This is a genomic window from Plantactinospora sp. ZYX-F-223 (genome assembly GCF_039649625.1).
In the GTDB taxonomy this organism is placed as follows: domain Bacteria; phylum Actinomycetota; class Actinomycetes; order Mycobacteriales; family Micromonosporaceae; genus Plantactinospora.
Genome location: NZ_JBDJAV010000034.1, coordinates 50119 through 67870, shown reverse-complemented (window position 1 = coordinate 67870; position 17752 = coordinate 50119). Strand labels below are relative to the sequence as shown.

Genomic DNA, 17752 nt, shown 5'->3' with positions numbered 1-17752 from the left:
CAACCGTACATCGACCCCGCCGGCACCTGCCGCCCCGTACCCAACCCGTAGTCGGCCGGTGGACCACCCCGCACCACCTCGCCGACCAGCGCCGCCAGCGGCCGGGTACGGCTGGCCAGACGCCAGGGCTCGGCGAGCGTCCTCTGTCACCGTCTAGCCGTGACGACGAACAACCGGGCCGGTTACCGGCGGGGGATGCGCCATGGATAGGCCGCTGCTGAGGAGTCTGCGCGACCCGGTCGAGCAGCGGCTGCTGCGCGAAGCCCTGGAGGAACAGGCCAAGGACGACCGCGACCCGCTGGCCCGCGACATGGCCCGGGACGTACTCGCCGGCAACATCACGCTCTACGAGGCGGTCGGCTCCAGCGTGTACGGCGAGGTGTTCGCCCAGCGGGCCGAGGAACACGCGAGGTGGTGGCACGACTTGCCCGACGACGAACGCGAGCGGCTGTACGCCGAGGGCCGGGAGGCCATCGCGAGGGAGCGGGAGGAGGAGAGCCGATGACCTTCAAGGTGAAGACCGCCGACCTGCGCGGGTACGTCGGCCTGCTCAACCGCAACGCCGAGCACAACGACAAGATCCTTGCCTACCTGCGCCAGTGGTGCGGTCAGGAGATGCAGGCGATCTCCTCCGAGGGGCTGCTGGCCAAGGCGCTGAACTTCCACGACCGGATTTACGACGACGCGGTGAACCTGGTCACCCAGCTCGGCCAGGCCCTGCGCGCCTCCGCCGCCGAGTTGGACAAGGCCGCCAAGCTCTACGACGGCAGCGACAAGGCGGCCAAGGAGCGCTTCGAGTCGTCCCAGTACGTCGTCAACGGCCACTCGCAGCGAGAGGGCTGGGAGGCGAGCCATTCCGGCTTCGCCGACTACATGAACCCGCTCGACGTGCTCACCGGCACGCCGAGCTACACGGAGTTCAGTGACCCCACCAAGGTCCTCGACAAGATCGCCGAAGTCAGCATGACCGGGATGGTCATGAACTTCATCGAGGAGCTGACCGGCACCAATCCACTTCAGAAGATCGCCGAATTCGTCGCTGGCGACTGGAAGGCCTACAGCCGGACCGCCGGGGCGTGGCGGGCCATCGGTGAGGCGCTGGAGCGGATCGGCAAGAACATCGACCGGGGTCTCGCCTCGCTGGACCGTGCCTGGGAGGGCGGCGCCAGCGAGGTGGCGTACAAGTCGTTCCAGGCGCTCGCCGACCTGTTCAAGAACATGTTGTCCCGGTTCACGGAGGTCCACAAGGCGTACGAGCAATTCGCGCAGTTCGCCATGCACACCGCCTCGGTGCTGGTCGACACTCTCAAACTGGCCATCGATACCGCGATCATCTTCCTCACCAAGAAGAAGGGGGTGTTCGGCGATGCGATGGCGGGCTTCTACACATTCAAAATCGTCAAGTACGTCGGGTACATCGGCTGGACGATGCTCACCGCCCGGGGCACCATCGCCACGATCTTCGGGGCGCTGGCGGGAGGCGGGAGTTCACCGCTGCGCGGAGTGAAGGCTATGGGTTATGACGCATCTGGGATCTGACGGCGTGATCCGGGCCGGCGGGGAGGTCGCCGCGTACGGCTTCGACGACGAGCAGGACGATCCGTTACGCGACGTCCGGCACATGCTCGACCGGCTGTACACCGCCGAGGACGGATCGGAGAGCGATTACGTCGAGCTGATCAGGCAGATCCTGTACGCCGGGATCGAACGGGACTCATCCGGTAACGGGTGGCCGTGACGCGTTACGAGTCCGCCGACGGCGGCGGGGCCGGGCCGCCGCGGCAACGGCTGGCCGCCCGGCGCCGCTCCAGCAGCCGGTGGTACGCGGCCAGCCCGTCCGGCACCCACGCCCACTCGGTCAGCCGCCTCGCCAACTCCTCGTCGGTGAGGAACGCGTGCCAGGCCACCTCCTCGACCTGCGGGTCGACCGGCGTCGCGCAGCACACCTCGTAGACGGCGGACCACCAGGTGTGCTCGGGAGTCTCGTAGAGGAACTTGAACAGCGGGGTCGGCGCGGGCAGGCCGGTGACACCCAACTCCTCCTCGGCCTCGCGCCGGGCCGCCTCGTCGTACGTCTCGCCGGCGCCGACGACCCCGCCGACGAACATGTCGTAGCGGGACGGGAAGACGAGCTTCTGCGCGGTACGCCGGTGCACGAAGATCCGCCCCGACGGGTCGCGGGTCAGCACGAAGACGGCCCGGTGCCGCAGCCGCCGGGCGTACGCCTCGCCGCGCGGGGCCTGCCCGACCACTCGGTCCCGCTCGTCGACGATGTCCAGGATCTCGTCCGCCGACCGTGCCACGGGACTACTCCACCTCCACCGCCTCGTACGTCAGCACCAGCTTCTCGGTCAGCACACTGGTGCCACCAGCTAACCAGGTCCACCCGCTCCCGGTCAGCCCGGCCACTGCCACTGGGCGACCATCGGGTGGTCCTCGCCGTACCGGCGGGTGTGGTCGCGGCACTCCTGCCGGGCGTCGACCATCGCCTGCCGCAGGTGGGCGGCCCGGGTGCCCAGCCCGGGGACCCGGTCGATCACGTCCATGACCAGGTGGAACCGGTCGAGGTCGTTCAGCATCACCATGTCGAACGGCGTCGTGGTGGTGCCCTCCTCCTGATAGCCCCGGACGTGCAGGTTGGCGTGGTTGGTCCGGCGGTAGCTGAGCCGGTGGATCAGCCAGGGATAGCCGTGGTAGGCGAAGATCACCGGCCGGTTCCGGGTGAAGAGGGTGTCGAACTGCGGGTCGGCCAGCCCGTGCGGGTGCAGGCTCGGGGGTTGCAGCCGCATCAGGTCGACGACGTTGACCACCCGGACCTTCAACTCGGGCAGGTGTCGGCGGAGTAGGTCGGCGGCGGCCAGCGTCTCCAGCGTCGGTACGTCGCCGGCACACCCGAGCACCACGTCCGGCTCAGCCCCGGCGTCGGTGCTGGCCCAGTCCCAGATCCCCAGTCCGCGCCGGCAGTGCAGCTCCGCCTGCTCCATCGGCAGCCAGTTCGGGGCGGCCTGCTTGCCGGAGATCACCACGTTGATGTAGTGCCGGCTGCGCAGGCAGTGGTCCATCGTGCAGAGCAGCGTGTTGCCGTCCGGCGGCAGGTAGACCCGGACGATCTCGGCCCTCTTGTTGGTGACGTGGTCGATGAAACCCGGGTCCTGGTGGGAGAAGCCGTTGTGGTCCTGCCGCCAGACGTGGCTGGAGAGCAGGTAGTTGAGCGAGGCGACCGGGCGGCGCCAGGGGATGCCGCGAGTGACCTTGAGCCACTTGGCGTGCTGGTTGAGCATCGAGTCGACGATGTGGACGAACGCCTCGTAGCTGGTGAAGACGCCGTGCCGGCCGGTCAGCAGATAGCCCTCCAGCCAGCCCTGGCAGAGGTGTTCGGAGAGCACCTCCAGCACCCGGCCGCCCGGGGAGAGATGCTCGTCGCCGGGCTCGGTCGGGCCCATGAAGGCCCGGTCGGTGACCTCGAAGACCGGGGCCAGGCCGTTCGACTCCACCTCGTCCGCGCCGAAGAGTCGGAACCGGTCCGGGTTGGCCGCGATGACGTCCCGGAGCCAGCCGCCGAGGACTCCGGTCGCCCCGCTGACCGGACGGCCGGGCCGGTCCACCTCGACGGCGTGGGCCCGGAAGTCGGGCAGCACCAGGTCGCGGAGTACGACGCCGCCGTTGGTGTGCGGGTTCGCGCTCATCCGCCGGTCGCCGCGCGGAGCCAGGTCGGACAGCGCCGGCAGCGGCGCGCCGGTCGCGTCGAAGAGCTCCTCCGGCCGGTACGACCGCAGCCAGCGCTCCAACTGGGCCAGGTGACCCGGGTTGTCGCGTACCCCCTCCAGCGGGACCTGGTGGGACCGCCACGTCCCGGCGACCTGCTCGCCGTCCACCTCGCCCGGCCCGGTCCAGCCCTTCGGGGTCCGCAGCACCAGCATCGGCCAGCGCGGTCGCTGCACCGGCCCACCCCGGCGGGCACGGCGCTGGATCTCGGTGATCTCGTCCAGCGCCCGGTCCAGGCAGGCCGCCAGCTCCCGGTGCACCCGGGCCGGCTCGCCCCCGTCCACCACGTACGGCCGGTAGCCGTAGCCGCGCAGCATGCCGAGCAGGTCCTCCTGGGGCATCCGGGCCAACACCGTCGGGTTGGCGATCTTGTATCCGTTGAGGTGCAGGATCGGCAGCACCGCGCCGTCCCGGGCCGGATCGAGGAACATGGTGGAGAGCCAGCTCCCGGCGAGCGGGCCGGTCTCCGCCTCGCCGTCCCCGACCACGCAGGCGACCAGCAGGTCGGGATTGTCGAACGCGGCTCCGTAGGCGTGCGCGAGCGAGTAGCCCAGCTCGCCGCCCTCGTGGATCGACCCCGGCACCTCCGCCGCGACGTGGCTCGGCAGCCCACCCGGGAAGGAGAACTGCCGGAACAGCCGGGCCATCCCGGCCTCGTCCCGGCCCACCGACGGGTACAGCTCGGTGAAGGTCCCCTCCAGCCAGGTGTTCGCGATGATGGCCGGAGCGCCGTGCCCGGGTCCGGTCACCAGCATCGCGAACAGGTCGCGGGCCACGATCACCCGGTTCAGGTGTGCGTAGACCAGGTTCAGCCCCGGGTCCGTACCCCAGTGGCCCAGCAGGCGCGGCTTGACGTGCTCCGGCCGCAGCGGCTCGCGCAGCAGCGGGTTCGCCAGCAGATAGATCTGCCCGGCGCTGAGATAGTTGGCGGCCCGCCAGTACGCGTCGATCCGGCCCAGTTCCTCGTCGGTCAGCCGAGGCTGCGGGTCCAGCGCGGTCTCCATCACCCGAGCCTGCCCCGAGCCGGGCCGACCCGCGACCGGAACGCCCATCTCGGCACGCTCACTCCTGGATGTACACGCCGTGCGCGCTGCGTACCACGACCACCGGCGAGGCCGAGTGGTAGAGCATCGCCTGGCTGACCGAGCCGAGCATGCCGCGCCAGGGCTCGTCGCCGCGCGCACTGACCACCACGAGTTCGGCCCGGAGCGTCTCCTGGGCCAGCGCCGACTCCGGGTCGCCGGTCCGGACCTGCTGTTCCACCCGGACCGAGGGGTACTTCCGCTGCCACGGCGCGACCGCCTCGGCGAGTTGCTCGACGACCTCGGGCGGCGGGGCGCCGTCCGTACCGTCCGGGTCGCAGACCTGCACCACGACCAGGTCGGTCAAGTGCCGCGCGGCGGTGTCGAAGGCGAAGTCGAGGGCGCTCAGCGAGCTGGCCGAGCCGTCCACCCCGACCAGCACCGGTCCGGCCGACGGGACCTGTTCCCGGGCCACCAGCACGCTGCATCCGGCCCGGGCGGCGAGCTGCACGGCGGTGGCGTCGGAGTCGGCCGGCACGTCGGGATCCGCGCCGAGCCCGCCGTCGCCGATCACCAGCAGCGCGGCGGAACCCGACTCGCGGAGCAGGGTGGTGATCACCGGCCCCTCGATCAGCGCGCAGGAGACCTCCACTCCCGGCTGGGCCTCGGCCGCGGTGGCGGTCGCCCGGCGCAGCAGCTCCTCGGCGGGACGGCGGGGCTCCTCCGGCATCGGCTCCGACGGGTCCGCGACCCAGTTGAACGCGTGCACGACACGCAGCGGGCGGGAGTGCAGCACCGCCTCGCGGGCCGCCAGCCGGACCGCCGTCATGCTCAGCCGGGAGTCGTCGACCCCGACCACGACCAGCGCCTCCTGCGGAGCGTTCACCGTCGCCCCGCGATCACTCGGCCACCGGCCCGCCACCAGCTACGTGGCGTGTCCTCTGCACCAGCCGAGAGTATCCGGGCGGTGTGGCGGGCGGCGGCGGATTCGGCCAGTACGGCCGCACAGTGGATGGTTCGTCAGGGCTCGACCCGCAGTACGGCGATGGTCGCGTTGTCCCGACCGCCCGCGACAAGCGTGTCGGCGAGTACGCCGCGGACCGTGTCGGCGGGGCTGCCGGTCGCGCCGAGCCGGCTGGCCAGCCGCTGGTAGTCGAGCTGTTCGGCGACGCCGTCCGTGCAGAGGCAGTAGACGTCGCCGGGTCGCAACGCGACGTTGAGCAGGTCCGGCTCGGGCATGGCCGGGTGGCCCACGTAGCGGGTGAGCTGGTAGCGGGCGGCGGCCGCCGCCGGGGAGTCCGCCGGATACCAGCCGTAGACGGCGCCGAGCCAGGCGGCCGTGTGGTCGACGGTGAGCAGTTCGAGTAGTCCGGCCCGGAGCCGGTACGCGCGGGAGTCGCCGATCTGCACGATCCAGCCGGAAAGCTCGGTCACTCCGGCCGGGTCCGGTGCCGTACCGCCCAGGCCCGATCGGGCGATCGGCGCGGTACGCCGCGGCCCGACTCCCTGGCCGACGACGCCCGGTTCGGCCGGGAACGGTGCTTCGGTGACCCCGCCAGCGGGCGGGTGAGTCGAGCCGGCGGCACCCGGTCCGGTGGCCGGCGGCACGACGACCAGGCCGGTGAAGGTGCAACCGGTCAGCTCGTCCAGTTCGGCGCCGGCCGCCCGGACCCGGGACTGCGCCTGGGCCATCGCGGCGCGGAGCTGGCCGGGGCCGATGTCGGGAGCTGCCGCGCGAATTCCGGCGACCATGGTTTCCATGGTGGTACCGCCGGCGATGGTGCTGCCGCGGCCGTCGCCCATCCCGTCGGCGACCGCCAGGAACGGCAGCACCGGATCGACGTGCAGTACGTCGAAGTTCGCCGAGTAGCGCTGACCCACCCGGGTGCCTCCGGCGACGCTGAGCCGGTGGCCGGCGAGCGGGTAGCTGCGGCTCACGTCGCCCTCGGCGGGCATCCGGTCCGGACCCGTCACAGGGCTACGGTGCATGGCGGGGAGGTTAGCAGGATTTGGCAACCAGTCCGGGCGGTATATGCGAATCGTCGCAAATCCCCACCGCCGTCGGTTCTGTGCGGACTCGGCCCGGTCCCGTTGTGCCGCGCGGGGGCGGGCTCGACTGCGAGGATGGAGCGGTGAACCTGCCCGACGTGCTGCGCCGGCACCGGCTGCTCGCCGTCGTGCGGGGCGACGACCCCGATGCGGCGCTGGCCAGCGTACTGGCGCTGGCGGAGGCCGGGATCGCACTCGTCGAGGTGTCGCTGACCTCCCGGGACGAGGCCGGGGTGCTGGTCCGGGCCCGGGCGGCGTTGGGCCCGGAGGCGCCGCTGGGTGCCGGTACGGTGCTCACCGAGGCCGACGTGGTGCAGGCGGAGCAGGCCGGAGCGTCGTTCGTGGTGACCCCGGGACTGGTGCCGGCGGTCGCCGAGGCGGTCCGGCTCGGGCTGCCCGTCCTGGTCGGCGCGCTGACCCCGACCGAGGTCGTCGCGGCCAGCCTGGCCGGGGCGGCGGCGGTGAAGCTCTTTCCCGCGTCGCTCGGTGGCCCGGCCTACCTCCGGGCGCTCCGGGAGCCGTTTCCGGACGTCCCGTTCGTGCCGTTCGGCGGGGTGGACGTCGAGTCGGCTCCGGAATACCTCTCGGCGGGAGCCGTCGCGGTCGGCGCCTCCGAGTCCCTGCTCGGCACGGCGCCCCAGGGTGGCGACCTGGCCGCACTGCGGCTGCGGGCCACGGCGTTCCGCGCCGCCGTCTCCTGATCGGCTCGATCATCCGGTGTGCCGGCAGGACTCCGGGCCGACTGTGTCAACTGGGGTTGACACACGTGGCCCCGTCAACCTAAGTTGACAGTATGAGTCAGGCAACGGATCTGGCGGCGGCGGCCGGCAGCACCGACCCACGGGTCGGGCTGCGTGCGGTGGTTGCCCTGCGCCGGTTGTTGGAACGCCTGGAGGTCGTCCAGGTCGACAACGCCCGGCGCCAGGGCTGGTCCTGGCAGGAGATCGCCGACGCACTCGAAGTCAGCAGGCAGGGAGTACACAAGAAGCACGCCGGCCGGGCGTCGGCGCGTACCCAGGGAGGGGCATGATGTTCGAGCGGTTCACGGTGCAGGCCCGGGACGTGGTCCGGGGGGCCGTGGCGGCGCGCGAGCGGCTGGGGCACCGCAACGTCGGCACCGAGCACCTGTTGCTCGCGCTGCTCGACGGGGAGAAGAGCTCCGTCGCCGGGCTGCTCAACCAGTCCGGCGTGGACGCCGCGCGGGTGACCGAGGCGATCGAGCGGAAGATCGGCCGCGGCACCGAGGAGTTCGGCGACCGCGACGCGGAGGCGCTCCGCTCGATCGGCATCGACCTGGCGGTGGTGCGCTCCACGATCGAGGAGTCGTTCGGCGAGGGCGCTCTGGAGTCGCCGCCGGCCCGGTCGTCGCGGCGGGGCCTCTTCGGCGGCTGGGACTTCGGCAGCCGGTTCTCCGCCCGGTCGAAGAAGGTGCTGGAGTTGGCCCTGCGTGAGGCGGTCCAGCTCCGGCACCGGGAGATCGGCGCCGAGCACATCCTGCTCGGGCTGCTCCGCGAGGGACACGGGCTGGCGGCGCTGGTGCTGACCGAGGCCGGGGTGGACCTGGCCGAGCTGCGCCGCCGTACCCTCGACTCCCTCCGCGAGGCCGCCTGACCAGCACCGGCCGGATGCGGTCGGAGCCGCCGGGAGCCGGTCGAGGCCGGCGCCGGACCCATCGAGTCGGGCCGAGCCGGCCGGGGCGGTCGCGGGCTCAGGCCGGCGGGCGGCCGGCGTCGAGCTGTTCGCGGAGGATGTCGGCGTGCCCGGCGTGCCGGGCGGTCTCCTCGATCATGTGGGCGTAGATCCAGCGCAACGAGACCCGGCCCAGCCGGGCGTGCGGCGCGGTGTCGTCGAGGGCGAACCGGGCGGCGACCCGACGCGACTCCGCGCACGCCTCGGCGTACTCGGCGAGCAGGCTCTCGACGGTGTCGTCGGGGCCGAGCGTCCAGCTCGGGTCGCCGCCGTCCACCCAACCGGCGATCTCGACCGGCTCCCGTTGGGCCAGCCGGCGCTGGAACCAGCTCCGTTCCACCGCCGACAGGTGCTTGAGCAGCCCGCCGAGCGTGGTCAGCGAGGGTACGAGCCGACGCCGGGCATCCTCGTCCGACACCCCGGTGATCTTCTCCGCGAGTTCCCGCCGCTGGCAGTCGAGGAACGCCTCCCAGACCGCCCGCTCACCGGCGGTGCCGACCTGTTCCTCGGGGGCGAGTGGTGGATCGACCATGTGGGCACTGTAGCGGCCGGCGGCGCTGACCCGACGAAACCCGCCCGGCATGCGCGATTGGTCACGTCCGCCCGGCTCGCTGCCGGCGGCAAGCTGCTGCACACTGGCGGCCGTGAAGGCGCACGAGGAGAGCACGGCCGGCGTGCCGGCGGATTCCCGGGCCGGCGCTGCCGGCGGTCTCCGGTCGGCGGTGGTGGTCAACCCGGTGAAGCAGACCGACCTCGACGGGCTGCGCCGGACCGTCACCGAGACGCTGGCCGCCGCCGGCTGGCCGGAACCGGCCTGGTACACCACCACAGTGGACGACCCGGGCCGGGGCCAGGCCCGGCAGGCTATCGAGAACGGCGCCGAGGTGGTCTTCGTCTGCGGCGGCGACGGCACCGTGATGTCCTGCGTCGGGGCCCTGGTCGGCACCGAGGTGGCGATGGCCATCCTGCCGTCGGGCACCGGCAACCTGCTCGCCGCCAACCTCGGGCTCTCCAATGACCTGGCCGCCGGGCTGGAGGTGGCGCTCGAACAGGGCCGGCGGCGGATCGACGTCGGTACCTGCGGCGACCGGTACTTCACCGTGATGGCCGGGATGGGCTTCGACGCCCAGATGCTCGCGGCCACCTCCGAGACCACCAAGGCCCGGGTCGGCTGGCCGGCGTACGTGGTGGGGGCGCTGCGGCACCTGCGGGACCGGCCGATGCGGGTGTCGATCCGGATCGACAACCAGCCTCCCCGACGGCGCCGGGCCCGTACCGTCCTGGTGGCCAACGTCGGGCGGTTGCAGGGCGGGGTACGGCTGCTCGCCGACGCCGAGCCGGACGACGGCTACCTGGACGTGGCCGTGCTCACGCCCCGGACGCTCAGCCACTGGGTCTCGCTCGGCTGGGCGGTGCTGCGGCGGCGCCGCCGGGTGCCCCGGATGGAGGTGCTGCGCGGCCGGCGGGTCACCGTCACCAGCAACCGGGCCCAACCGCGCGAGCTGGACGGGGACGTCATCCCCGCCGGCCGCGCGCTGAAGGTGTCGGTCCGCCCCCGGGCGCTCTGGCTCTGCGTACCGAGGCCGGAGACCGAGCCGGACCTGGCGGTGGACGCCGACGCGGTCGCCGAGCGCGGGGAGCGGCGGGTGGAGGAGGTGCGGTGAGCAGTACCCGGCTGGTCCCCGAGACCCGGTGCATGGCCGACGAGGAACTCTCCGCCGACGACGCCTGGCACACCCTGCGCCGGTACGGTGGCTGGCACCTGATCCGGGACGCCTTCATCCGGTTCCGGTACGGCGACGCGTTCAGCCACTCCCGGGCCCTCGCCCTGCAACTCTGCCTCGCCGTGGTGCCGTTCCTGATCGCGCTGGCCGGTCTGATCAGCGAGCTCGGAGCGGACGAGGGTGGTCTGGTGGTCGCCGACACGGTGATCGCGCTGACGCCGGGCGCCAGCGACGGGGTGGTCAAGGAGCTGCTGGTCGACTCGGAGCAGACCGAGGACGCCGGCGAACTTGCCCTGGCCCTCGGCCTGCTCACCGGGCTGGTCGCGTTGACCACCACGATGGCGCAGGTGGAGCGCGGGGCGAACCGGATCTACGGGGTGGAGCGGGACCGGCCGGCGCTGTGGAAGTACCTCCGGGCCGCCGTCCTGGCCCTCACCGCCGGAGCACCCGCGCTGGCCGGCTTCTTCATCCTGGTCGGCGGCGGCGAGCTGGGCCGCTCGATGGGGCGGCACTACGACTGGTGGGGCCCGTCGGTCGGCCTCGCCTGGGACGTGCTGCGCTGGCCGCTGAGTCTCGGGCTGACCGTCTTCGCCGTCGCGGTGCTCTTCCGGTACGCGCCGCGCCGCCGGCAGCCGGGACTGTCCTGGCTGCTCTTCGGCGCCGGATTCAGCATCGCGCTGTGGTGGCTGGTCAGTGTCCTGCTCGCCGGCTACGTGTCGTACAGCGACGCGTTCGGCGCCACCTACGGCGCGCTGACCGGGATGATGGCGCTGCTGCTCTGGGCCAACCTGACCGGGATCGCGCTCTTCGGCGGGCTGGCCTTCGCCGCCCAGTTGGAGGCGCTGCGGATCGGCGAGCAGGAGCCGGCCGAGCCGGACCGCTGGGATCCCGACCGGACCGACCCGGGGCACGCCGACATGATGGAGATCGATCCGGCGGAGACGCTCGGCCGGGGCGTACCCGGGCCACGGGCCACCGAGGAGCGGGCGGCCGGCTCGGTCGGCCCCGGCGCGGAGCCGCGCGACGGCTGACGGGTGTACGCCGCCCGCAGCGCGGGTACCGGGCAGGCCAGAGACGAGAAGGGAGCTCTGGCGTGGCCACGGTCAGCGAGGTGTTGCGGCGACCGCTCGGGCATTTCGCCGAACGTAGCCTGCTCGGCTTCGCCCTGGTCGCCGGCACCGGCGTCGGGTTCGGCGTGCTGTTGCTGCTGGTCCGGTTCCACTGGGACCCGCTGCACCGGGCCGACCACGAGACGGCGGCCTGGTTCAACGGGGTGGTCTCGGCCAACGACGGCCTGGTCACCGTGCTCCGGGCGGTCACCTCGCTGGGCGGCCGGCCGATCATGCTCTGGCTGGTCACCATCGCGGTGGTGGGCCTGCTGATCCGCCGGCAGGGCCGGCTCGCCGTCTATCTGATCGTCACCGGTCTCGGCGCGCTGATGCTCGACCCGTCGCTGAAGGAGCTGGTGGGCCGGCTCCGCCCGGTGGTCGACATCCCGGTGGCCTCGGCGCCGGGCAACAGCTTCCCGAGCGGGCATGCCCTCGGGTCGATGGTCGCCTACGGCGCCCTGCTGCTGGTCTTCTTGCCGGCGATGCGGCCCGGGTGGCGCCGGCTGGCGACCGGGGTCGTGATCGCGGTGGTGGCGGCGGTCGGGGTGACCCGGGTCGCGCTCGGCGTGCACTACGTCTCCGACGTCCTCGCCGGCTGGCTGCTCGGCCTCGCCTGGCTGGGCGTCACCGCGTACGCCTTCCGGTTGTGGCGCCGCGAGCGGGGCCGCCCGGTCCGGCCGCTGGCCGAGGGGCTGGAGCCGGAGGCGGGCCGGGAGATCACGCCGGCACCGGCCGAGGAGCACCTGCTGCCGCATCCCCGGGCGGCCGTCGCCGAGGTGCTCACCGGCTGGGTACTGGTCTTCGGCCTGCTGTACGCCTTCGGCATGCTGGTCAGCTACTACGTCGAGGGCACCTTCGTCGAGAAGCTCGACCGCGAGGTGCCGCAGTGGTTCGCCGCGCACCGGACCGGCACGCTCAACGACCTCAGCTATCTGGCGAGCAAGGCCGGCGACACCCACGCCATCCTGCTGGTCTCGCTGGTCTTCTGCCCGCTGGCGCTGGCCTTCTGGCGGCGCTGGCGGCCGGTGCTCTTCCTCGCGCTGACCATGTTCGGCGAGCTGACCCTCTTTCTCGCGTCGGCCCGCGCGGTGAGCCGGCCCCGCCCGCAGGTCGAGCACCTGGACGGGCACCTGCCGACCGCGTCCTTCCCGTCCGGGCACATCGCGGCGACGATGTGCCTGTGGGTGGCGATCGCCCTGCTGGTGATGCCGCGCACCGACCGGTGGTGGCGCTGGCTGACCGTGCTGGCCGCGGTCGTGATGCCGTTGCTGGTGGCCGGCTCCCGGATGTACCGGGGGATGCACCATCCGAGCGACTTCGTCGGGGCCATGCTGCTCACCACGCTCTGGATCGGCCTGCTCTGGCTGGTGGTACGCCCCAACGAGGAACTCTCCGGGGGCGGCCGGCGGGGCGGCGGCGGTGCCGACGCGGAGCCGCCGTACTCGGCGCGGCCGACGGAGACCGCGCGGAGCGCCCCGGCCGAACTGTCGAGTCTCGACGACGAACTGGCCCGGGCGGCCCGGCCGGACTGAGGTTGCGGACGTCCGGCAGGCTGGCTGGCCTGAGGTCGCAGACGTCTGGCGGGCGGGGACGGGGGTGGATGCCGGGTGCGGGCGATGACGTACAACATCAAGAACGGCGGGCGCGACGGTGCCGACCCGAGCCGGCTGGACCGGGTGCTCCAGGTCGTCACCGAGCAGCGGCCGGACGTGCTGGCGCTGCAGGAACTCCGGGGCCTGCGCCGGGACCGCGACCGGCTCGACACGATGGCCCGGCGGCTCGGAATGCGGGCGTACCTGGTCGGGGGATGGTTCGGGCAACCGGTGGCGGTACTCGTCCGGCGACCGGTCGAGGCGGTGCTGGTGGCGCCGGTCCGCCGGCCGTTCCACCACGGGGCGCAGCGGGTCGTGCTGGACACCGACCGGGGCCCGCTGACCGTGCTCAGCACGCACCTGCATCCGTACTCCGGGCGGCGCCGGCTGCGTGAGGCCGGCTGGCTGGTCGGCGCGGCCGGCCGGGGCGGGTCGGACCGGAGGCCGTTACCGGACCGGCTGGTGCTGCTGATGGGTGACCTGAACACGCTCGATCCGGGCGGCCGGCACGAGGAGCGGATCGGCAGGCTGCCGCCGGAGTACCGGGGGCGGCACCTGATGCCGGATGGGGTGACCGTGGACACCCGGGCGGTCGCCGCGCTGTACCGGTCGGGTTTCGTGGACCTGTTCCAGCCGGAGGGGGCCGACCCGTCGGCGGACCGGGCGGAGCCGCCGCGCACCGTACCGACCAGCGCCGGTGGTGGGGTGGAGTTCACCGAGATGCGACTCGACTATCTGCTCGGCACGCCGCCGCTGGCCCGGTGGGCCCAGCCGCCCCGGGTGGTCACCGGTGGGGCGGCGGAGTCCGCGTCGGACCACTATCCGCTGGTCGTCGACGTCGACCTGCGGCTCCGCTGAGCACCGGGACGACACCAAGGCACCGGGACGGCTCCGGCACCGGGCCCGATGCACCGGGACGACGACGCAGAGTCAGGCACCGAGCCCGACGTCGCGGGCGAGCAGGGCCGCCTGCACCCGGTCCGCGACACCCAGCTTCGCGAAGATCGCGGAGAGCTGGTTGCGTACGGTCTTCTCGCTGAGCCCGAAGTGTCGCGCGATCTTGGCGTTGGTGTCGCCGAAGGCGAGCCGGCCGAGGATGTCCCGCTCCCTGGCGGTGAGCTGGTTGAACGGGGCGGGCAGCTCGACCGGCCCCCGATTGAGCGTGGTGAGCACGGACGGCCCGATGCCCGGGCCGAGCACGACACCGCCCTGGGCGACCGTACGCAGCGCGTCGATGACGGCGTCCGGATCGGTGTCCTTGAGCACGTACCCCCGGGCACCGGCCCGCAGCGCCCGGGCCACGATCTCCTCGTCGTTGGCCATGGTCAGCATCAGCACCTTGGTCTCCGGGCGGGACTGGATGATCCGCGCGGTGGCGTCGACGCCGTCACCGTCCGGCAGCGTCACGTCCATCGCGATCACCTCCACCCGCTCGGTGACCGCAGTGCTGATCGCCTCGGCGGTGGTCGCCGCCTCGAATACCTCGCTCACCCACGACTCGCCCTCGAGCATGGTGCGCAGCCCTCGGCGCACCACCGGGTGGTCGTCGACGATGAGGATCCGTCCACCGTGCACCATGCTCGTCGCCGCCTCTGCCCGCACATCGCGTCCTGTGCGCTGCCACCGGCCGGCAGAAAGGCACCGCGGAGCCGGGCTGCGCATCGCGGGTTCAGCGTAGCGGGCTAGCCGATCCGGCCCGCGTCGCTGTCCGGACTCTGGCTACCGGCGGCCGGCGGGGCTGTGGCGGCGGGCTGTGCCGCACCGCTCCGTGGCTGTGGCACCTCCGACTCCGGGCCGACGTCAACGGATCGGTGGGCGGCCCCCCAGCGGCCGTCCGGGTCACCGGAGCCCGGATCGGTTCCGGTGTCGCCGCCCGTACGGCCGGCGGCGGAGGCATCTCCGGCCGGTGCGCCGGTGGCCGCTCGGCCGAGAGTGGCTGGGCCGTCCTGCGCGGCCGTACCGGTCGCCTGGTCGGGTACGGCAGGCTGGAACGGCAGACGCACCCGGATGGACGTACCATGTGGACTCGCCGGGGTGATGTCGAAGTCGCCGCCGAGTTCGGTGGCCCGTTCCCGCATCGAGTCGAGGCCGACCCCGCCGGGTCGGCGTGGCCCGAGGCCCACCCCGTCGTCCACGATCTCCACCGTCAGCGCCCGGTCCCGGTGCACGTTCACCCAGCAGGTGCTGGCCTGGGAGTGCCGGGTCACGTTGTTCAGCGCCTCCGCGACGATCCGGTACGCGGCCACCTCGATCGCCGCCGGCAGCCCCTGGAGGTTTCCCTCGACCTGCAACCGGACCGAGAGAGCCGGGCTGTCGAACCGGGCGCACTCGTTGCGCAACGCGGCGGCAAGCCCCCGGTCCAGCGCCGGCGGCCGGAGCTGGTCGACGAGTTGACGTACCTCGGCGGTGCAGGTCTGCAGATCTGCCGTGAGCGCGTCGAGGATCCGACCGGTGCGGGGCTGCCCGGCCACGAGCTTGTGCGCCGCCCGGACCTGCATGGCCATCCCGGCCAGGGTCGGGCCGAGCCCGTCGTGCAGGTCGCGGCGGAGTCGACGGCGCTCCTCCTCACGAGCGGTGATCAGCCGTTCCCGGGACTCCTGGAGGTCGTGGATGAGCCGGACGGCCTCGGCCGCCACCGCCGCGTGCACCGCCAGGTCGCCCAGCAGCCGCCGTTCGACCGGGGTGAACCGGCTCGCCGCACTCCGGTTCGCGACGAGCAGCCGGCCGACCCGTTCCCCCCGGGTCACCATCTCGAACGACTCGACCGGAGTGTTCGCGGTGCCGTGCGCGGCGAGGACGCGAGGCCCCTCCCGCCCCTCGACCTCGACCGCGACGTGCGGCACCCGCAGCGACCGCGCGATGGTGTCGGTCAGCAGGGGCAACACCGCGCCCGGTTCGACGGTACGGCCGAGCAGGTCGCCGAGCCGCGCCATCACCTGGTAGGGATCGTCCCGGTCGCCGTAGAGCAGCCGGTTGACCCCCCGCTGCACCCGGCCCCGGGCCGGTTCGAAGGCGACCGCGATCAAGCCGGTCGCGACCAGGGAGGCGTTCGAGGTGCTGCCCGCCATCAGCAGGTCACGGAGCAGGGTGATCAGCCCGACGAACGCGGCGATCACCAGCAGGCTCATCACCAGCCAGACGATGGTCCGGTTGATGACCTGGTCGAGGCCGTACAACCGGTATCGCAGCACCGCGACGGCCAGCCCGATCGGTAGCGCCACCACCATGATCACCCAGGCTCCGGGCAGGTTGATGGCCTCCAGTACGAGCCCGAGCAGCAGCAGGATCGCCGACGCCAGCAGGCAGGCGAGCTGGGCCCGGATCTCACCGTCGGCCCGCCGCCAGCGCAGCACCAGCGAGACCAGTACCGCGATCAGCCCGAGGATTGTCACCCCGATGGCGAGCAGGGCGACCAGTACGAGCGTCCGGGCCCGCTGCGTCGGCGCCGGCTCCGGGTCGCTGACCAGGCTGTAGGGATCGTCCAGGGCGGCGGTCGCGTAGGCGAGGGCGGCGACGACCGTCCCGGTTATGATCACCACGGCGACCGGGCGCCACCGCTGCGAGGGCAGCCGCCCGTCCGGAAAGACCAGCAGGGTGAGGAAGATCAGCCCGTACGGGATCCACCACGCCCACTGGCTCAGCCAGGCCAGCGGCAGCCAGGTTCCCCAACTCTCCGCGAGCACGGCCACGCTCGCCGCCCCCCCGGCGGCGAGCATGAGCCGGCCCACGAGATGCCCGGGTATCCCGATCAGGACCAGCACGCCCATCGCGGTGAACGCGACTGCGATCACCGCGATCTCACCGGTCTGTTCGACCCAGATGCCACGGGCGCTGGCGTACTGCCCGGCCACCACGAGCGCGACGACGATGGCTGCCCCGACCAGTGCGAAGACCCTGCCTGTGGGCCATCGCCTGGTGTCCTCGGTGGACGTCACCCCTGCTACCCCTGTCCGATCAAGTTCTCAGTGTGTCCAGCCGGCGGCGTGCAGCGAGTTGTGGAACCATCCGCCACGATCCATCAGCCGCATGCCCCCCGACGGGGAGTCGCCGCCCGGGAAGTGCGCGGCATCTTCAGCCAGCGTGCCGCCGCCGAGCTGCGGCAGGGCGTCGATCGCCTCGTCCACGGTCAGCCCGGAATCCGCGACCAGCTCCGGGTGCCGGCGGATGTAGTCCCCGACGTGCTGGACGACGGCCTGCAACCGGCCCTGGATCAGCTCCGGGTCGGGATCCTCCAGCGTCGGCACCAGGCCCTCCAACTCCCAGGAGTGGCTGAGCACCGGCGCGAGTCGACGGCCCGCCTTGTCGAAGAACTCCAGGCCGCCCTGGGCCTTGGCGCCGATGTCCTTCTCGCTCAGCATCTCCGCGACGCTGCCGTAGGCGTGCGCGAAGCTGTTGTCGCTGGCGATGACGATCGGTTCGATCTCCGTAGGGCGAACCGGGCGAATCGGCTTAGCGGTCATGACACTCCCCTCGTAATCCAACCTCGACGGTGTAGGCGCTGGTGGGCGACGGTTTCCTCCGGCAGCCTAGGCCCGGTGTCCAACGGGGCGCGTAAGGTCCGTCGGCTGAGCATCATGTCCCGTCCGACGTCCCGCGGGCCCGGGACCGGTGTCCCAGTCCACTCGGGAAAATCCGGCGTGTCTCCGTACGGTCCGGTACCCGACCGGATCTTCGACGGCTACCCGACCCGGAGCGAGGCTCCCGGCCCGGCCTGGCGTACCCGATATCGGGTCGATGCCCGGACGATACGCCGGACCGGCACTCTCGTCGGCGGTGCCAGCCGCCACTCACCACGGCCGGCG

Annotated in this window: 18 protein-coding genes; 10 read left to right on the top strand and 8 right to left on the bottom strand. The window is 72.6% G+C overall.

Annotated features, from left to right (window positions below; all coding sequences use genetic code 11):
• Positions 1 to 202: 202 nt before the first annotated feature.
• From AAH979_RS29735 to AAH979_RS29725, 3 genes are read left to right on the top strand one after another with little or no spacing between them, the layout of a single operon-like run.
• A complete protein-coding gene (locus AAH979_RS29735) occupies positions 203 to 505 on the top strand; it encodes a hypothetical protein (RefSeq protein WP_346261435.1) in 303 nt (100 codons plus the stop codon).
• On the top strand, positions 502 to 1539 hold the full coding sequence (locus AAH979_RS29730) for a hypothetical protein (protein WP_346261434.1): 1038 nt from the start codon (positions 502 to 504) through the stop codon (positions 1537 to 1539). Before AAH979_RS29735 ends, AAH979_RS29730 begins: the two co-directional genes overlap by 4 nt.
• Complete coding sequence (locus AAH979_RS29725) at positions 1520 to 1738, top strand: hypothetical protein (protein WP_346261433.1); 219 nt, start codon at positions 1520 to 1522, stop codon at positions 1736 to 1738. The genes AAH979_RS29730 and AAH979_RS29725 overlap by 20 nt, the downstream gene beginning before the upstream one ends.
• Before the next feature lie 4 nt (positions 1739 to 1742).
• Here AAH979_RS29725 and AAH979_RS29720 read toward each other — a convergent pair whose 3' ends face one another.
• From AAH979_RS29720 to AAH979_RS29705, 4 genes are all read right to left on the bottom strand, one after another.
• Positions 1743 to 2303, bottom strand: coding sequence for an NUDIX domain-containing protein (locus AAH979_RS29720; protein WP_346261432.1), 561 nt, complete (start codon positions 2301 to 2303; stop codon positions 1743 to 1745).
• A 93-nt stretch (positions 2304 to 2396) separates the two neighbouring features.
• Positions 2397 to 4769, bottom strand: coding sequence for a phosphoketolase family protein (locus tag AAH979_RS29715; RefSeq protein ID WP_346261470.1), 2373 nt, complete (start codon positions 4767 to 4769; stop codon positions 2397 to 2399).
• Between the two features lie 58 nt (positions 4770 to 4827).
• Positions 4828 to 5673 carry a universal stress protein gene (locus AAH979_RS29710; RefSeq protein ID WP_346261431.1) on the bottom strand — a complete coding sequence of 282 codons (846 nt, stop codon included), beginning with the start codon at positions 5671 to 5673 and terminating at the stop codon, positions 4828 to 4830.
• Between the two features lie 134 nt (positions 5674 to 5807).
• Positions 5808 to 6776, bottom strand: coding sequence for a serine/threonine-protein phosphatase (locus tag AAH979_RS29705; protein ID WP_346261430.1), 969 nt, complete (start codon positions 6774 to 6776; stop codon positions 5808 to 5810).
• A 143-nt stretch (positions 6777 to 6919) separates the two neighbouring features.
• Here AAH979_RS29705 and AAH979_RS29700 point away from each other — a divergent pair, with 143 nt between their 5' ends.
• From AAH979_RS29700 to AAH979_RS29690, 3 genes are all read left to right on the top strand, one after another.
• A complete protein-coding gene (locus AAH979_RS29700) occupies positions 6920 to 7537 on the top strand; it encodes a bifunctional 4-hydroxy-2-oxoglutarate aldolase/2-dehydro-3-deoxy-phosphogluconate aldolase (RefSeq protein ID WP_318402199.1) in 618 nt (205 codons plus the stop codon).
• A 92-nt stretch (positions 7538 to 7629) separates the two neighbouring features.
• Positions 7630 to 7866, top strand: coding sequence for a helix-turn-helix domain-containing protein (locus AAH979_RS29695; protein WP_130463859.1), 237 nt, complete (start codon positions 7630 to 7632; stop codon positions 7864 to 7866).
• The gene (locus AAH979_RS29690; RefSeq protein WP_346261429.1) at positions 7863 to 8447 is read left to right on the top strand and encodes a Clp protease N-terminal domain-containing protein; all 585 of its coding nucleotides are present in this window, start codon (positions 7863 to 7865) and stop codon (positions 8445 to 8447) included. The genes AAH979_RS29695 and AAH979_RS29690 overlap by 4 nt, the downstream gene beginning before the upstream one ends.
• Before the next feature lie 97 nt (positions 8448 to 8544).
• Here AAH979_RS29690 and AAH979_RS29685 read toward each other — a convergent pair whose 3' ends face one another.
• Complete coding sequence (locus AAH979_RS29685) at positions 8545 to 9057, bottom strand: DinB family protein (RefSeq protein WP_346261428.1); 513 nt, start codon at positions 9055 to 9057, stop codon at positions 8545 to 8547.
• A gap of 142 nt (positions 9058 to 9199) precedes the next feature.
• On the opposite strand from AAH979_RS29685, the gene AAH979_RS29680 reads away from it, so the two are divergent.
• The 4 genes from AAH979_RS29680 (at position 9200) to AAH979_RS29665 (ending at position 13808) form a co-directional block, all read left to right on the top strand.
• The gene (locus tag AAH979_RS29680; RefSeq protein WP_346261469.1) at positions 9200 to 10189 is read left to right on the top strand and encodes a diacylglycerol kinase family protein; all 990 of its coding nucleotides are present in this window, start codon (positions 9200 to 9202) and stop codon (positions 10187 to 10189) included.
• Positions 10186 to 11280, top strand: coding sequence for a YihY/virulence factor BrkB family protein (locus AAH979_RS29675; protein WP_346261427.1), 1095 nt, complete (start codon positions 10186 to 10188; stop codon positions 11278 to 11280). The genes AAH979_RS29680 and AAH979_RS29675 overlap by 4 nt, the downstream gene beginning before the upstream one ends.
• Before the next feature lie 62 nt (positions 11281 to 11342).
• Positions 11343 to 12890: a phosphatase PAP2 family protein gene (locus AAH979_RS29670; protein ID WP_346261426.1), complete on the top strand. Its 1548-nt coding sequence runs from the start codon at positions 11343 to 11345 to the stop codon at positions 12888 to 12890.
• Between the two features lie 84 nt (positions 12891 to 12974).
• The gene (locus tag AAH979_RS29665; protein ID WP_346261425.1) at positions 12975 to 13808 is read left to right on the top strand and encodes an endonuclease/exonuclease/phosphatase family protein; all 834 of its coding nucleotides are present in this window, start codon (positions 12975 to 12977) and stop codon (positions 13806 to 13808) included.
• 72 nt (positions 13809 to 13880) lie between these two features.
• Here the strand turns inward: AAH979_RS29665 and AAH979_RS29660 are convergent, their stop codons facing one another.
• The 3 genes from AAH979_RS29660 to AAH979_RS29650 all read right to left on the bottom strand — a co-directional run bounded on the left by AAH979_RS29660 (position 13881) and on the right by AAH979_RS29650 (position 17410).
• Entirely contained in the window at positions 13881 to 14552 is a 672-nt protein-coding gene (locus AAH979_RS29660) for a response regulator transcription factor (RefSeq protein ID WP_346261424.1), read from the bottom strand.
• A gap of 80 nt (positions 14553 to 14632) precedes the next feature.
• Entirely contained in the window at positions 14633 to 16885 is a 2253-nt protein-coding gene (locus tag AAH979_RS29655; protein ID WP_346261423.1) for a sensor histidine kinase, read from the bottom strand.
• Between the two features lie 27 nt (positions 16886 to 16912).
• Positions 16913 to 17410, bottom strand: a complete 498-nt coding sequence (locus AAH979_RS29650; protein WP_346261422.1) for a hypothetical protein — start codon at positions 17408 to 17410, stop codon at positions 16913 to 16915.
• Between the last annotated feature and the right edge of the window lie 342 nt (positions 17411 to 17752).

What these genes read in the sequence shown, in the direction of transcription:
- AAH979_RS29735 (WP_346261435.1), top strand. Translation starts at nt 203, where the DNA reads ATGGATAGGCCGCTGCTGAGGAGTCTGCGCGACCCGGTCGAGCAGCGG.
- AAH979_RS29730 (WP_346261434.1), top strand. Translation starts at nt 502, where the DNA reads ATGACCTTCAAGGTGAAGACCGCCGACCTGCGCGGGTACGTCGGCCTG.
- AAH979_RS29725 (WP_346261433.1), top strand. Translation starts at nt 1,520, where the DNA reads ATGACGCATCTGGGATCTGACGGCGTGATCCGGGCCGGCGGGGAGGTC.
- AAH979_RS29715 (WP_346261470.1), bottom strand. Translation starts at nt 4,769, where the DNA reads ATGGAGACCGCGCTGGACCCGCAGCCTCGGCTGACCGACGAGGAACTG.
- AAH979_RS29705 (WP_346261430.1), bottom strand. Translation starts at nt 6,776, where the DNA reads ATGCACCGTAGCCCTGTGACGGGTCCGGACCGGATGCCCGCCGAGGGC.
- AAH979_RS29695 (WP_130463859.1), top strand. Translation starts at nt 7,630, where the DNA reads ATGAGTCAGGCAACGGATCTGGCGGCGGCGGCCGGCAGCACCGACCCA.
- AAH979_RS29690 (WP_346261429.1), top strand. Translation starts at nt 7,863, where the DNA reads ATGATGTTCGAGCGGTTCACGGTGCAGGCCCGGGACGTGGTCCGGGGG.
- AAH979_RS29685 (WP_346261428.1), bottom strand. Translation starts at nt 9,057, where the DNA reads ATGGTCGATCCACCACTCGCCCCCGAGGAACAGGTCGGCACCGCCGGT.
- AAH979_RS29665 (WP_346261425.1), top strand. Translation starts at nt 12,975, where the DNA reads ATGACGTACAACATCAAGAACGGCGGGCGCGACGGTGCCGACCCGAGC.
- AAH979_RS29650 (WP_346261422.1), bottom strand. Translation starts at nt 17,410, where the DNA reads ATGACCGCTAAGCCGATTCGCCCGGTTCGCCCTACGGAGATCGAACCG.